Source organism: Methanobrevibacter sp., from assembly GCF_045120835.1.
Lineage (GTDB): Archaea > Methanobacteriota > Methanobacteria > Methanobacteriales > Methanobacteriaceae > Methanocatella.
In genome coordinates this window covers 14,290-28,929 of record NZ_JBGVFE010000115.1, presented here as the reverse complement: position 1 = coordinate 28,929, position 14,640 = coordinate 14,290, and the positions used below count along the sequence as shown (strand labels likewise).

At 40.6% G+C, this 14,640-nt stretch carries 12 protein-coding genes; 5 read left to right on the top strand and 7 right to left on the bottom strand.

Translation table 11 applies throughout. From position 1 onward, the window contains the following. Positions 1 to 137 precede the first annotated feature (137 nt). From hisS to ACJMLO_RS10205, 4 genes are read left to right on the top strand one after another with little or no spacing between them, the layout of a single operon-like run. Positions 138 to 1,433, top strand: a complete 1,296-nt coding sequence (gene hisS, locus ACJMLO_RS10220; protein ID WP_405296483.1) for a histidine--tRNA ligase — start codon at positions 138 to 140, stop codon at positions 1,431 to 1,433. A gap of 1 nt (position 1,434) precedes the next feature. Further along, a complete protein-coding gene (gene hisI, locus ACJMLO_RS10215; RefSeq protein WP_405296481.1) occupies positions 1,435 to 1,842 on the top strand; it encodes a phosphoribosyl-AMP cyclohydrolase in 408 nt (135 codons plus the stop codon). After that, a complete protein-coding gene (locus ACJMLO_RS10210) occupies positions 1,843 to 3,687 on the top strand; it encodes a PINc/VapC family ATPase (RefSeq protein ID WP_405296479.1) in 1,845 nt (614 codons plus the stop codon). It abuts the gene before it with no gap. A gap of 4 nt (positions 3,688 to 3,691) precedes the next feature. Further along, entirely contained in the window at positions 3,692 to 4,441 is a 750-nt protein-coding gene (locus ACJMLO_RS10205) for a sugar phosphate isomerase/epimerase family protein (protein WP_405296477.1), read from the top strand. Here ACJMLO_RS10205 and ACJMLO_RS10200 read toward each other — a convergent pair. The 7 genes from ACJMLO_RS10200 to ACJMLO_RS10170 form a co-directional block, all read right to left on the bottom strand. Further along, on the bottom strand, positions 4,438 to 6,756 hold the full coding sequence (locus ACJMLO_RS10200; RefSeq protein WP_405296475.1) for a DEAD/DEAH box helicase: 2,319 nt from the start codon (positions 6,754 to 6,756) through the stop codon (positions 4,438 to 4,440). The genes ACJMLO_RS10205 and ACJMLO_RS10200 overlap by 4 nt on opposite strands. A gap of 365 nt (positions 6,757 to 7,121) precedes the next feature. Continuing rightward, complete coding sequence (locus ACJMLO_RS10195) at positions 7,122 to 8,630, bottom strand: Mur ligase family protein (RefSeq protein WP_405296473.1); 1,509 nt, start codon at positions 8,628 to 8,630, stop codon at positions 7,122 to 7,124. After that, the gene (locus ACJMLO_RS10190; protein WP_405296471.1) at positions 8,623 to 10,011 is read right to left on the bottom strand and encodes a Mur ligase family protein; all 1,389 of its coding nucleotides are present in this window, start codon (positions 10,009 to 10,011) and stop codon (positions 8,623 to 8,625) included. Before ACJMLO_RS10190 ends, ACJMLO_RS10195 begins: the two co-directional genes overlap by 8 nt. A 99-nt stretch (positions 10,012 to 10,110) precedes the next feature. Further along, complete coding sequence (locus ACJMLO_RS10185) at positions 10,111 to 11,298, bottom strand: aconitase X (RefSeq protein ID WP_405296469.1); 1,188 nt, start codon at positions 11,296 to 11,298, stop codon at positions 10,111 to 10,113. A 1-nt stretch (position 11,299) separates the two neighbouring features. After that, positions 11,300 to 12,634: a DHHA1 domain-containing protein gene (locus ACJMLO_RS10180; RefSeq protein WP_405296467.1), complete on the bottom strand. Its 1,335-nt coding sequence runs from the start codon at positions 12,632 to 12,634 to the stop codon at positions 11,300 to 11,302. After that, the gene (locus ACJMLO_RS10175) at positions 12,624 to 13,022 is read right to left on the bottom strand and encodes a 30S ribosomal protein S15 (RefSeq protein ID WP_296787067.1); all 399 of its coding nucleotides are present in this window, start codon (positions 13,020 to 13,022) and stop codon (positions 12,624 to 12,626) included. The genes ACJMLO_RS10180 and ACJMLO_RS10175 overlap by 11 nt, the downstream gene beginning before the upstream one ends. Before the next feature lie 59 nt (positions 13,023 to 13,081). Then, positions 13,082 to 13,633 carry an XTP/dITP diphosphatase gene (locus ACJMLO_RS10170; RefSeq protein WP_405296465.1) on the bottom strand — a complete coding sequence of 184 codons (552 nt, stop codon included), beginning with the start codon at positions 13,631 to 13,633 and terminating at the stop codon, positions 13,082 to 13,084. Positions 13,634 to 13,824: 191 nt separating this feature from the next. On the opposite strand from ACJMLO_RS10170, the gene ACJMLO_RS10165 reads away from it, so the two are divergent. Beyond that, on the top strand, positions 13,825 to 14,637 hold the full coding sequence (locus tag ACJMLO_RS10165) for a hypothetical protein (RefSeq protein ID WP_405296463.1): 813 nt from the start codon (positions 13,825 to 13,827) through the stop codon (positions 14,635 to 14,637). Positions 14,638 to 14,640: the final 3 nt, after the last annotated feature.

Genomic DNA, 14,640 nt, shown 5'->3' with positions numbered 1-14,640 from the left:
TTTTAAACGTGGCATGAATATTGAATTAAAAAGTGGCAACTTAAAATCAACATCTAAAAAAGAGCATAATCCAAAGAATATATAACTTTGCAGGTACATATTTAAATTATACTATATTATATACAAGGAGTGTAAAAATGGAATTTACAAGACCAAGAGGTACAAGAGATTTCTTATTTGATGAGATGAGACAAAGAAAAAAAGCAGAAGGTACCTTAAGAAATGTATTTGAAAGTTATGGTTATCAAGAAATCAAAACACCTTTATTTGAAGAATTAAGCTTATTTACAACAAAATCCGGAGAGGAAATTGTAGACCAGTTATACAACTTCAAAGACAAGTCCGACAGGGATTTGACTTTAAGGCCTGAAATAACAGCTCCGGTTGCAAGATTATACCTTAACGAACTTGAAAAAACAGCAGTCAAACCGATAAAGCTGTATTATTATGGAAGCTGCTTTAGATATGAAAGACCTCAAAAAGGCAGGTTCAGACAGTTTTGGCAATTCGGCTGTGAACTAATCGGCGCAAAAACCCCTCAGGGCGAAGCTGAAGTGATTGCACTGTGCAGCGATGCAATCCAATCACTTGGAATCACAACCGCTGACGTTAACATCAACCATTTGGGAATCATCAGGGGACTTTTCAAGCACTTTGACATCTCACAGGAAACTCAAAGGGAAATCATGGTCGTAATCGACAAGGGAGATAAGGACCTTTTAATCGAATCGCTTAGCGGGGACGCTCCTGTAATCGACAATGACGAGCTGAACCAGATTCTATTGAAACTTATTGACCTTGTAGGAGACAAGTCAATCATCACAGAAGTTGAAGAGTTGATTGCACCTTACGATGAGCCAAAAGAATCCCTTGAAGAGCTGAAAGAATTAATTGCCCTGCTTGAAGCATTCCAGGTTGAAAATTACACTCTCAATTTAGGCGTTGCAAGGGGTCTTGACTACTACACCGGAATCGTGTTCGAGATTTACGTTCCCCAACTCGGAGCCCAAAAGCAGATATGCGGCGGAGGATCATACTCCCTTGTCAAAGTCTTTGGAGGACAGGAAGTAGAATCAACAGGTTTTGCACTTGGATTTGACAGATTGATGAATGCAATTGAAGAGCTTACAGAACAGGAAGAGCTGCCTTCACACCTGGACGTTTATGTAGCTCCAATCTCAAAGGATGTGCGCAAAAAAGCATTTGAAATAACACAACTCCTAAGGGAAAACCAGATTAAAACGGACGTTGACCTGAACGGCAAAAAATTCAAGAAGCTTATGAATTATGCAGATAAAATCAAAGTGCCGAAAATAATCATTGTCGGTGAAAAGGACCTCGCCGAAGGCAAGGTAACCGTCAAAGACATGATTTCAGGAAATCAGGACCAGATTGAAATTGACAACCTTACAGATTACTTAAAAGAGGAATAAAATGAATATCAACTTTAGACATGAAATCAATGGCGTCAAGGTAATCACTGCAGTTGCACAGGACGCCGAGACAAATGAAATACTGATGCTTGCCAATATGAACAAGGAAGCTTTAATAAAGACCATCCAGACAGGCAAGGCCCACTATTGGAGCACCTCAAGAAACAAGCTATGGCTCAAGGGCGAATCATCAGGACACTTTCAGGACGTTCATGAAATCCTCGTCGACTGTGACATGGATGCGATTGTCCTAAAGATTTCCCAGACCGGTGCAGCCTGCCATGAAGGTTACCGTTCATGCTTTTTCAGACGCCTCAACACCGAAAACAGAATCGACATCGACAACATGAATGAGGAAGATGTTGAAATTATTCTAAAAAGATTAGTAAACCCCGACGATGTGTATTAAATGAAATGTATAATACCCGATACAAGTGCCGTGATTATAGGCGCAATCTCCAAAATCATGGAAAAGGAAGACTTGGATTTTCCCGAAATCATCGTGCCAGAAGCGGTGGTTTGTGAACTGGAACACCAGGCCAATGCAAACAGGCCCGAAGGCCGAAAGGGACTTAAGGAACTTCAGAAACTTCAGGACCTGCAGGACGAAGGAGAGCTTGCAGTTACATTTAAAGGCAAAAGGCCGAGCAATTATGATATCAGATATGCCAAAAGCGGTGAAATAGACAGCATAATCCGTGACCTTGCAAGAAGCGAAATGGGAACACTCCTCACAAATGACAAGGTGCAGGCAGAAGTTGCAAAATCACAGGGAATACCAGTCTATTTTTATGAACAGAAATACCGCGAAAAGCCACTTTCAATCGAGAAGTATTTTGACGACACCACAATGTCGGTGCACCTGAAGGAAAACGTCGTGCCGATGGCCAAAAAGGGAACCCCCGGCCATATCGATTTTGAAATACTCAACGAGAAGCGCTACACCTACAGGGAACTTCAAAGGATTGTTGAAGAGATACTTGACAAGGCAAAAAATGACCCTAAAACCTATCTGGAAAGTGAAAAGGAAGGTTCCTATGTTATCCAATCCCGTGAATACAGGATTTCAATAGCCTACCCTCCATTTTCTGAAGCTTTGGAGATTACTGCAGTCCGACCGGTAGCCAATATTGATTTGAATGAATATCACCTGTCTGAGAAATTACTGGAAAGAATCCGCACAAATGCTGAAGGGATACTGATTTCCGGATCTCCGGGTGCTGGAAAATCAACTTTTGTACAGGCAATCGGAAAATACTACTCATCAAAACTGAATAAGATTGTAAAGACAATGGAATCGCCAAGAGACCTGCAGCTGCCGGATGAAATAACCCAATACGCCCCTTTGGAAGGCAGCATGGAAAACACGGCTGATGTGCTTCTGCTTGTAAGGCCGGACTATACGATTTATGACGAGCTTAGGAAAAACGTTGACTTTAACATTTTCGCAGACATGAGGCTTGCCGGAGTCGGAATGATTGGAGTAGTCCATGCAACACGTCCGATAGATGCAATTCAAAGAATCGCATCAAGAGTGGAGCTTGGAGTAATCCCGTCAATTGTGGATACAAGCATCTACATTGAAGACGGACAGGTCAGAAGCGTTTATGAAACCAGAATGACCGTAAAGGTTCCAACTGGAATGAAAGAAGCTGACCTTGCAAGGCCGGTGATTGAAGTTAGAGACTTTGAAAGCGGCGAGCTTAAAAATGAAATCTACACATACGGTGAGCAGACCATCGTAATGGACATCGACCTGGTGAACGGAAAAAACAATGATGAGACTTTCAAGTCATCAGTCGACAGGATAGCCGAAAAGGAAATCTTAAGGAAAGTCAAAAAGCTTGTTCCAAAAAAGGCCAAGGTTGATGTTGAAGTCATTTCACCTGAAAGGGCAAACATCTACATTCCGGAAGAGTTCATTCCTAAAATCATCGGCAAAAACGGAAAAAGGATTGCTGAAATTGAGGAAAGCATCGGAATAAGTCTGGGAGTGGAAGTGATTGATTCAAAGCCTGTCAGCAGGGCACCCTTTGAAGTTGACATTCTCCACACCAAAAAACAGCTGATACTCGAACTTGGAAAAGACAACGGCCGCAAGAACTTTGACATTCAAATCGATGGGGAGTATCTGTTAACCGCAACAACCTCCAAAAAAGGGGAAATAAAAATCAAAAGAGGAATAGAACTATCTGACTTTATTATTGAAGCACTTGAAATGGGATTCAAGATTACTGCAGTTCAGAAAATGTGATATCATGAAGATTGGAGCATCAACACTAGCCGGAATAGAATACGATTTGGAAAATGCACTGGAATTTATCGAAAGTTTGGGGATTGAATATGCTGAACTGGTTCATCAGTTCCCTTCAGAACACATTGTCCCTGACATTCTGGAAAGTTACAACCTCAAATACACCATTCATGCGCCTTTTATGGACGTCAATATTGCGACTCTTCAGGACAAGAGCAGAGCAAACTCCATTGACCAGATGAAAAATTCCATCGACCTTGCCAATGAAATTGATGCCGAAGCAGTTGTTGTTCATCCGGGACTTGCATCATTTCTAGCGAAAAAATATTTCCTAGATGACGTTTACAAACTTGCCAATGAGTCAATTGCAGAAATCAATGACTACAGCAGAGATTTGGGAGTTTTAACAACAATCGAGAACATGCCTACCTTTGACGCCATGATCTATCAGGACATTAATGATTTAAACGATTTGCTTGTCAGTCTGGATATGGGCATGACACTGGATATCGGCCATGCAAATCATGCTGGATATTCTCCAGACGAGATGATTTTTGATTCGATTAAACACATACATATCCACGATAATTTTGGTGATGACGATGCACACCTATCATTAGGTGAGGGCTCCATTGATTTAAAACGTATAGTCAATACTTTAGAGAATAAAAATTATGAGGGCATCTATATCATTGAAGTAAATGACTATGATTCCATTAAAAAAAGTTATGAATACATGAAAAAGAACTTCTAGAGAAGCTTTTTCTCCTTAATTTCCTTTTCAAAATAGAGGTATTTTGACTCTACTACCTTCCTGATGTCCTTTGCTGTTTTTTTACCTATACCTTCAACTTCCTGAAGCTCACTTTCAGTGGCGTTAAGGACCTTCTCTACACTACCAAAGTGTTTAAGCAAGTTTTTGGCATTGACCGGACCTATATTCGGCAGGGATTCAATAATGAACAGCTGCTGTTCCATTAAGCTGACCGGCTTTTTATCTGTTCTGATTTGAATCGGAGTTCTCTCACCGCTCTGTTCACGAATGGCGATTCTTTTAATCATGGCTGCCGTATCCTGAGCGTTTCTTGTCGGCAGTATGCTTATTCCAAAATCGATTGCAATGGATGCCATGGATCCTCTGATTGCATTGGGATTTATAAATCCTGTGTATAGGTCATCCCCTTCAAGAATTAAAATGGGATGCTTGAACTCTTCGGACAGTTCCTTAGCCTGTTTGAATAATCTCTTATCAACAATAGAGTCTACGAAATCCTTTGCGGTCTTTCTCTCTATGGCCACCTCATCGCTGACCTGATAGTCGGCGACCGCCATCGGGCGAACCTTGACATCGATTTCCATTTCGGTGAGATGTCTAATCACCTTTGAATTTCCCTCACGTGAATCGGCATAGACAACCGGGAAATCATTTTCCTCTTTTTCCTTTTCAATGACCTTCACGTTCCTTTGATTTTCCATTCTTTCAATGGCTGAAGCGTTCAGTTCCTCCAATACCTTAGGGTCAATCAGCTGGTTTTTCATACGGTCCTCTTTTCTCATGCTTGACCAGTAGTATCCCTCGTCACGGGTTCCCTCAGTAATCAAAACCTTGACACGGCCTGTTCGCTTACGTCCTGTCCTTCCTCTTCTCTGAATCATACGAACTTCAGAAGGAACCGGCTCATACAATACAACCAAGTCAACGGCAGGTATGTCAATACCTTCCTCAGCAACGCTTGTTGAAAGCAGTACGTCATATTCCCCCATTCTGAAAGACTTGATAATTGCCTTCTGCTGCTTTTGAGTCAGCCCCTTTTCACCGTCCTTTGCGGCCTGGCCAAAGAATTTCGCTGATTTGATTCCTTCCCTTTCAAGCTTTTGGTGAATCATCTCAAGGGTATCGCGATATTGTGTGAACACGATGATTTTTGAAGCGGTTTCATCACTTTTATCATCAAAACGGGAGGTGGTAAGCTTTGATTGGCCATTGTCCCCTAATTCCTGCTTTAGGATTTTGGTTATTTCACGCAATTTCGGATGTTCCAAACCGTGCTTTTCGGCATCCCTTGCAAGCTTGATTGCACGGGCGAAATTATCATCCCACATCAGTGACTTTGCCGCCTTGGTTTGCTTTTTACGCAGCCGGGCAATGTATTTGTTGAAAGTCTGAACTCCCTGGGTTTCAATCAGCTCCTGAGCATGCTGGATATTGATAACCGCACTTAAAATGGATATTGCCTGGAAGAGGTCCTTGTCGGGATTGGCTGAACGTGCAATTTCGCCCTGAACACGGCCCCTTGCCTTTAAAATATCGACCTTATTGACTGAAACGGTTTTAATAATGCCCATATTCTTTAAGGCCTTAAGCCTTACCTTTAGGGACTTGTCAACATATTCCTTGATTTTTGCAAGCTCACTGCTCATCTTGATTCTGACCCATTCTATATCGACCGGATTGAAGTATGGCTTTACGTCACTGTCGTCTTCAGTTTTGACTACAATGTTTTGAATGTAGAGGTTTTCGCATACCTCCTTGATTTTGAACTTGTCTGAACCCGGTGAAGCGGTAAGCCCCAAAATGAGATTGAATTTGGATTCCTGAACATACCTTGATGCCAGATAAACATAAGAATAAGATCCGACTCCGTGATGGCACTCATCAAAAACTATTAATGACACGCTACTCAAATCATACCTTCCATTCAGCAAATCGGATTCTACGGTCTGCGGAGTCGCACAGATGATTCTTGACTCTTCCCATCTTTTAATTCGCTCGTCTGTTTTAACCGCACCGGTCAGGGATGAGCATGGAAGTGTAATGAATTCCTTAAAGCTTTCCTCATGCTGAATTGCCAAGGGCTTTGATGGTGCAAGAACAAGGACTTTTGAGTTTTTGACTTTGTTTAACCTATCTGCAGCTACAAGAATTGCCACAATTGTTTTACCTAATGCTGTAGGTGCAACAACCATGGTATTGCCTTTTTTCAAGACGTCACCCGCAAGAATCTGCTGGTAGAGCCTTGATTCAATCGCATCTTTTTTCAACAAGGGATGATTTATGTAGCTAGTCATATACTATCATATTAATTTAAAGTTATATTAAAAGGTTGAGAGAGCGTGTGAAAAGTAATACCGAATTCATTAAATCAGCATCAATTTTAAAGTTGCCAGAAGGTAACTATGTTACCCAAAAGTTACAATCCATTATAGGTCTTAAAATAAACTGTAAGTAACAAATGCATAATATATAAAAAATGAGTGATGAAATAACTTTTTTAAAAGAAAAGTGGAATTCGTCGATTCCATATAGTTAAAACAAAAGGTAATCGAGTAAAAAGCCTATATGAGACTGGCGATAACCCTGCATTTGAAATATTTGCAATTGCAGGCACCGCTACAATATCTGATTTTCAGGCAATCCGCCAAAAACTTTTGAATTATAATTCAAAAACTATAGATTTGTATTTAGTAGCAGCTTCACCGATAGCTATTACCATTTCACAATCCAAGTTTAATGCCTTTCTCAAACCATCGCGAACTTCCTCTTCTGATGCTCCAAGAGTTCCTTTCTTTTCAAAATCATCAACATGATTCAGGAATATTCTGTCATTTAATTTTGGATTGTCCTTTAACTTCTGAAGTGCAATTTTCTGTGATGCTACAGAAGCCGGCACTATGAATTTTGAAAATTTCAAGACGCTGTTGAATATGTCTATATCACCGATGTAACCGGATTCGGAAGATACTGTTATGACGGTTGTGAAGTCTCCGAATAGTTTTTTAAATTCCTTAAGCACTGTCTCCACACCTGCAGGATTGTGGGCATAATCGACAAATATGTCTTTTCCCTTTACCTCACCTACCTCTTCCATTCTTCCACTTACACCTGTAAAGGCGGCAATTGTCGGCAGGATTTTTTCATAAGGCAAGTCAAGGAATTCATGGGCCGCAATTATTACGCCTGTAACGTTATAGACATTGTGAAGACCATCGATTCCCATCTTGACTGTCAGCTTTTCGGTTGGAGTGTGCAAATCAAAGGTACGGTTGGCCAAATCAACATTTGTTGCAATATAGTCCACCTGAGGAGTGGTTACTCCGCACTGACAGAAATAGTATCCGCAACCGGAGATTATTTCCTTTACGGCAACTTCACGTCCGCAGACACACTCCTTCATGCCTATGGAATCTGGAAGCTCATCCACACCGAAGGTTATGACCTCTCCCTTAAAGTCGAGTTCCTTCAAAAGGCCCATTATTGTAGGGTCATGGCCGTTTACAATCAGCTGTCCGATACCCAATTCAGTGATGAATTCTCCCTTGACGTTGGCGTAATCCATGAAACTGCCCAAATCGTTCAAATGATCGGGAGTTATATTCGTAATCAGACCGGCTGACATGTCCGTATTTTTTACAATTCTTCCAACGGTTCCGGGAATTCCGAATGTTCCGACTTCAAGAATTCCGACATCGCCGTTAAGTCTTGACTGGAGAATTGGAATGAATTCGGCATTTCCCTGCATTCCTTCAAGGTCATGTTCGCAAGGCTTTATCCCATTGTCATAAGCGATAAGCTTGAGCAGTGTTGTGGAAGTTGTCTTGCCGTTTGTACCGGTTATTCCGAATACCGGCTTTTCGGGCTTGATCATTTCTATAACTTCCGGAAGTTTCAAAATCGGCTTATCGCAGTTTTTGAGTATTTCAGCATCTTCAGGAAGACTCAAAGGAGGAATAATATAGTCTGCCCTTTTGAAAAAAGCTTCGGGAGTCTGTCCATAATACACATCAATGTCATATCCTTCAAGAGCATTCGCAAATCTGCAGTCCTTTTTGAAGGTCACATCAGTGCCTATTACATTATAGCCGCGTTGTTTTAATATTCTGGCTACTAAATTACCGTTTGCTCCGCAAACACCAATAACTCCGAAGGTCTTGTTCTTATACATACTTTTTGCTCCCGTCTTTAAGTCCCTTGTTGATTTTATTTAAAATGTTAATTCTGTCAAATGATATGAGAGGTCCCATGTGCAATATAATGTCTCCAGGTTCGGAATACTTGAAGGACAATGCTGCCGCCTCTTCAAGAGTATCTGTTGCAACCTTTACAATGTCCTCATTGGTTATCGCATCCAGGATTTCATATGCAATGTGGATTTCCACCTTTTGAATCGATTCGTCAAATCCGCTTGCAAGAACCGCTTTTATATTATCGTATTCATCGAAAATTCGGCCGACCTCGGCCTTGTCCCTTACCCAGGATGTGTCGAAGTGGTCAAGGAACACCACAAGGCTTTCGCCTTCAAAATAATCCAGTGTGGCCCTTATTCCATCCGGAAGGAATGCTGCATCAATAACTACCTTTCTGCCGTTGTAGTCACCGTAATCCTCCATGTGTGCAGAAAGCCCTTCAAATGTGGATAATGCCTTAATGATATCTTCTGGTGATATTCCATAGTTTATGCCAACAGCTGCAGCTCCAACCGCATTTTCAAAAAAGTAGCTCATCATGCTGAAGGGTGCGGTGAACTCTCCTCCGTCATATTTGACTGTCAGTGAATTGTCGATTCTGGTTCCCTTAAAGTCGACATCCCCATCCATTGCATAAAAAATAGTGTCATCCCTCAAAAGATTGGTTTGGGTTGCACATTCCCTATTTGCTATGAATGTTTCGCTGATGTCCTGAATAATAAGTTTACGTTCCATGTATTTTTCATAGGATCCTCCGAACTCATTGAGATGTTCCTTGGTCAAATAGGACAATACCCCAATTTTGATATCCAAGCTGTTCAAAAGACCCAGAGTCCCATGAGGAAGTTCAAAAACAGCTATGTCACAGTTTTCGGCTTTTCCTGTGACTATTCCATCAATGATAGTTTCTGAAACCAGATTGTTTGCAAGTGATGAACAGGACCATACCTTATGGCCTGCCGCCTTAAATACGCTTGTTATAAGGGAGGTTGTGGTTGTCTTTCCCATGGATCCGGATATTCCAATAATGTCTGCCGGAACAAGTTCATTGACCATCCTGGAGAATTCCTCATTGGTTAAAACCTCAACATCACTTTCGGCGATTAGTTTTGCTATCGGAGCATCTTCAGGCAAAGTAGGAGGCATATAAACCGCTTCAATACCATCCAAGGTAGGTTCGGGATTTTTCAGGTCCAAAATTATTCCTTCACCTTCCATTTTAGCCAGCCATGTCTGATATATTGGTTTAAACTCAGACATTTCCTTTAAATCAGTTATAATAACTTTATGGCCCAAATAATTAAGCAGTCTTGCAACAGGCCTACTCGCATTTCCAGCACCAACAACTAAATAATTCATAGTAATCCCTTATAATTTCTAGTTATACTTTTTGGATTTTATTTAATTTAATAGTTTGCCAAACTGGAAAAAATTATTTAAAAAAAAGAATTAAAAACCCTATTCAAACTGAATAAGATTTTTTGTGTCATCATAAACAACATCAAGTCCGCACATTGACGGAACGTAATTTGCGGCCTTTGCGGAATTCACACCGATTACCTCAAAGCCCATCTCTTCGATTGGCGCTACAACCATGCAGGTGTCGCATACAATATTTCCGCCTGCAGATTCGATTATTTCTGTATATCCCATTCTGTCGGCGGTTGCCTTTACGCTAACTGATGTGCAAACCCATAACTTGTTTTTGATTGTTTTTCCATCAACAATAGCTGCAACTTCCTTAATTTCCTCAAGGGAAGAATGAGGACATCCAAGACAGACAAGGTCGATTTGCCTGTCGGTTGTTGATAGGCTTTCACGGGTTTGTCGGATTTCCTTGTCTGTGATGAACATCGTATCCTCGATTTCATCGACAGAATTCAAGTCATGCTCCGGAGTTACATCCTCAACATGGTAAAGTGCAACGGAACCTGATGAGGCAAGAGCCGCACCCAGGGTCTTCAGATTATTGTTGTTTGGAGTGTTCTGCATTTTAAAGTATGGAATTCCCCCACCGATGAACTTTCCGATGATATAGCCCAATGCACCAAAGTCGGCACCGTGCAGTTCGGTATCGACATTGACAACAAGGTTGGCCTTACGGTTTTGCTCAAGATGGAATCCGTAAAGCGGAGTCTTGCCGACAATTGCCGCTGCAAGGGCTGCCGGCCCTCCTTCACGGTTTGTCCTAGCTCCGATTACTGAGTTTACGTAAGCTACCGCAGATGATTCTGACCATGATACATGATCCCTGAACCTTGGAACGTTACCGACAAGATATGGTGTACAGGTACATGTCTTAAGGATTCCCAACTCGGCATAGGCGTCTACGATTTCATTCTGTTTGACGGCAAAATATTCCGGAAATCCAAGACTTTTCCAATTGTCCAGATCGGTTCCCGGCGGATTGAGTGAAGCGTTGATAGTAGCTTTTGCTGAACCGTCCTTAGCCAAATCCTGCAGGTATTCAAGACCTGCATCCCCGATTGTCTTGTAGGAAACACCTGATACCTGAGCAGAAGTGATGTCAACCAATTTGGAAGCGCCGTAAATATCTCCCAACGCTACGAGAATGTCCATGCTTTTCCTGATGGTTTCTCCATACTCCCCATCACACATTTCCTGTTCCTTTTTTGTCAAAAACATATTAATCACCGTTTAATTGATATTCAACCATTTCATCCACCAAATGAAGGAAGCTGTCCTTTGCTTCATATGGTATCATAGCTCCGGCTGCAATGTCGTGACCTCCGCCGGTTCCTGTGAAGTTGTTTGAGGAATCTCTAAGGGCCTGGCCCAGATTGACTCCCTGTGCAACCATGTCACGGGTGGTACGTCCGGAAATCTTAATGTCCTTGTGAAGCCTTGACATTCCGATGACCGGTTTTGAATTATCCAAAAGTTCAACTGACAAGCCTATGCTTGCAATGGTTCCCATTACTGATTTCAATACCTTATCTTCTGAATATAAGTATTGAATAGTATTCAGCTGTTCGGCACCGTTCTTTTTAATCCATTCAAGACCCTTGACAATCTGGTCACGGTACTGGCGCTGCAGTCTCAAGGCCGCATCGAGAGCCTTTTCACGCTCGCCAAGTGCGATGCTCAATCCCAAACCCTGCTTTTTGTTTTTGCCGCAGGCATCAAGAATATAGGAATACTCCTCCAAATCCTGAAGCAATGGTATTTCCTTTGGAAGTGTGTAGCAGTCCCCAAAGATATCAGGATTGATGCTGATTAATGCATCCTTGAGAAGGTCCTTTTCCTCATCCTCAAGGTCTGTGAATTTTATGCCATATGACAGATTCATCTTTTCAAGGAATTCACGGGCGCCATCCAGATCCCCGCTGATTGTAGGCAACGGAGGTGAGAATGTATATGCCAAAGATTTGAATATAGGTTCTGAAGCCTTTGAAACTATCTTTAAACCTTCATGAACTTCAACAGCCCCGCTTTCAATGGCATCATCCAGAATCATCTTGTTCATTCCGGTAAATCCTTCCTGACCCTGCATATCGCCGAAAGCACCGACGAGTGCAAAGTATGCAAGATGCTTCTTGTCAAGTTCACGAACTGTAAGGTAAGCCGAACCTGCACCGCATAAATCTCTGCTGCCGTCAATTCCAAATAAATGAGGGTTGATGTGGATAACGTTGCTCTCGGAAGGAGTATCATCCACCTGGTGGTGGTCAGCAACTATAACGTCATGCTTATATGTGTTGAATTCCTTAATGAATGGACTTCCCATGTCGGAAAAGATGAACAGATCATACTTTTCGCTTCTAAGCTGATTTACCATGTCCTCCTTAAGACGAGGGACAATGGTGGTGTGGAACTGAACATCCTCTTCGGCCAAAGCATTGGCTATAACCGCTGCCGCTGATATACCATCAGCATCGTTATGAGAGATAACTCTTATAACGCTGTCTTTTTCGATATGCTCCTTAAGCATATCAGTTGCTTCACTGGCCTTATTTAACAAGGAGTGCTGCTTCTTTTGGATTATATCTCCATCCTTCAGGCAATGCACCTTCACTTACGTAGTAAGATGCTAATTTTCTGATTCTAGCTTCGATAATAGTTAATCCTCTTTTAGAGTGTAAATCTTTAGGATTTTCTTCTAAGTGGTCTCTGATGTTAACTGCCCTTTTGATTAAGTTTAATAAATCTTCAGGATATTCACCAGCTTGACCGTTTCTTTTTAAGATTTGAGTGATTCTTTCACCGGTAACGTCCTTTACTGATGGAATACCGTATTGATCTCTTAGGATAATACCGATTTCTGAGGTACTTTTACCTTCTCTGTTAAATTTTAAAATCATTTCTTCAATTTCTTCGTCACTATAAGTTACCCATTCTGGTCTTGCCATAATATAAACCTCTTTAAATTTTTTAAATCTTAAATAAGCCCAATAAACAGAAAATAATGTTACTCTTGACTGGAATACCATTCAATAAATTTTATTAATGAATTTTTTCTATGTGAAAACTGGTTTTTCTCATCAGTTGTAAGTTCTCCGAAAGTCTTATCCAGACTTGGAACGTAAAATAAAGGATCAAATGCAAATCCTAAATCTCCTCTTTGGTCAACTGCGATTTCACCTTCGACCTTGCCTAAAAAAGTCTTGGGCTCAGAATTGGGGGCACAGTACCCAATAACTGACCTGAATTCGGCATAACGGTCTTGAGTATCCTTCAATAACTTTAAAATTCCCTGATTTCCAATGGTATCCTGAACATAATGTGAATAGGTTCCTGGAAATCCGTTTAAAGCCTTAATGAATAAACCAGCATCTTCTACAATCACAGGTTTGTCAAGTTTACGACTGGCATATTTTGCGCCTGATAGAGCCACTTCCTCGAGAGTTCCCTGAGGTTCTTCGTAGCCCAAATCAATATGCTCCAGAGTAATGTCATAATCTTTGAAAATATTCTCTGCTTCTTTTACTTTATGTTCGTTACCAGTTATAAATGTTATCATATTTTTAACTATATTCATGATTTTTATTATAGGTGTTGGTTTAGTGAAAATGATTTAAAAGAATTATTGAGAAAAGTAAATATTTATTTGGACTTATTTTTTAATAATTACACTTAAATATTGCTTCAAATTCATATCAAAAGATTTATATCCATTTAAATCCAAATTAAAAAATAAACGAGGTGAAAAAAGTGAAGTTCCACGAAGACGTAATTTTCAAAAATCATGGAGAAATCTATGGTCAGGACCTGATAGACCTCATTCAAATCGAAGGAAAGATAGTCAAACTCCACCAAACGGAGTGGAGCACCATCGATCCGAAAATGTATAAGCCCGACCTTATTATGGAACTGGAGGACAAAATAATAATTTTCGAATTTCAAAGCTACAAGGTCAACACCAGAGACAAAAGAAGGTTCAGATTCTATACGGCATTGTTCGACCATGTCAAAGTCAAATCCAAAAAACCCATAGAAGTCCATGTTTTGAGTACAGCCGAAAGAGAACGGACAAAATGGTATAAGGTAAGTGAAGACGCAATATTTCCAATATATATCCATTCACTCAAATACATTGATGGAGACAAATTTTTAAATATGATGAACTCTAAAATAGGAAGTAACGATAACTTTACAACAAAGGAGTTACTCATGATAAGCTTACTTTGCTTTATGAGTTCCGATAAGAATATAGAAATTAATATCCTAAACTCAGCAGTTACCATAACAAATATACATGATTTAGATGAGGATTTAGGACAATTTGCAAAAGGAGTAATATTGATGTTGTGTGACAAGTTCGTTGAAGACGAATCGCTGAACACAACAATATCAAATATCACAGGTGGAAACATGAAAATAGTAGAAGACTACGCACAAAGAAAAGTAGATGAAACAAAAAAAGAATTTGTAATCAGTCTAGAAAAAGAAGGATTCAAAATAGACGAAATCGCCAGAATTGCAAAAGTCGACACAAACTTCGTTAAAAAAACACTATCCAAATAACAT

Coding starts and splice junctions, on each gene's coding strand:
- ACJMLO_RS10175 (WP_296787067.1), bottom strand. CDS start 13,022: ATGGCAAGACCAGAATGGGTAACTTATAGTGACGAAGAAATTGAAGAA.
- ACJMLO_RS10195 (WP_405296473.1), bottom strand. CDS start 8,630: ATGTATAAGAACAAGACCTTCGGAGTTATTGGTGTTTGCGGAGCAAAC.
- ACJMLO_RS10190 (WP_405296471.1), bottom strand. CDS start 10,011: ATGAATTATTTAGTTGTTGGTGCTGGAAATGCGAGTAGGCCTGTTGCA.
- ACJMLO_RS10205 (WP_405296477.1), top strand. CDS start 3,692: ATGAAGATTGGAGCATCAACACTAGCCGGAATAGAATACGATTTGGAA.
- ACJMLO_RS10185 (WP_405296469.1), bottom strand. CDS start 11,298: ATGTTTTTGACAAAAAAGGAACAGGAAATGTGTGATGGGGAGTATGGA.
- ACJMLO_RS10170 (WP_405296465.1), bottom strand. CDS start 13,633: ATGATAACATTTATAACTGGTAACGAACATAAAGTAAAAGAAGCAGAG.
- ACJMLO_RS10210 (WP_405296479.1), top strand. CDS start 1,843: ATGAAATGTATAATACCCGATACAAGTGCCGTGATTATAGGCGCAATC.
- hisI (WP_405296481.1), top strand. CDS start 1,435: ATGAATATCAACTTTAGACATGAAATCAATGGCGTCAAGGTAATCACT.
- hisS (WP_405296483.1), top strand. CDS start 138: ATGGAATTTACAAGACCAAGAGGTACAAGAGATTTCTTATTTGATGAG.
- ACJMLO_RS10200 (WP_405296475.1), bottom strand. CDS start 6,756: ATGACTAGCTACATAAATCATCCCTTGTTGAAAAAAGATGCGATTGAA.